1 protein-coding gene is annotated in these 450 nt (G+C 64.9%); it reads left to right on the top strand.

Translation table 11 applies throughout. The features are described from left to right. Positions 1-450 (top strand): sodium/proton-translocating pyrophosphatase (locus tag AACY52_RS31240; protein ID WP_339561531.1); only part of this gene is annotated, 450 nt, incomplete at both ends.

Genomic DNA, 450 nt, shown 5'->3' with positions numbered 1-450 from the left:
ACTTGGGCCGCGATTTCCCCGATCTCACGGTCAATTTCCAGCTCTCCAACCCCTATGTCATCGTCGGGCTGCTGCTCGGCGCACTGCTCCCCTATCTGTTCGGCGCGATGGGGATGACCGCGGTCGGCCGCGCGGCGGGCGCGGTGGTGGAAGAAGTCCGCGCGCAGTTCCGCGACAATCCCGGCATCATGGCAGGCACCAGCCGCCCCGATTATGCCCGCACCGTCGATCTCGTCACCAAGGCCGCGATCCGGGAAATGATCATCCCGTCGCTGCTGCCCGTACTCTCCCCGATCCTGGTCTATTTCGTCATCACTAGCGTGGCGGGCCAGGCCGAGGGCTTTGCCGCCTTGGGCGCGATGCTGCTGGGCGTGATCGTCTCGGGCCTGTTCGTCGCGATTTCGATGACGTCGGGCGGCGGCGCGTGGGACAATGCCAAGAAATATATCG

The sequence above is a fragment of the Pseudomonas sp. EA_65y_Pfl1_P113 genome (genome assembly GCF_963970525.1).
In the GTDB taxonomy this organism is placed as follows: Bacteria; Pseudomonadota; Gammaproteobacteria; order Pseudomonadales; family Pseudomonadaceae; genus Aquipseudomonas; species Aquipseudomonas tritici.
The sequence above is the reverse complement of the archived record's forward strand: the minus strand, read 5'-3'. Positions and strand labels throughout refer to the sequence as shown.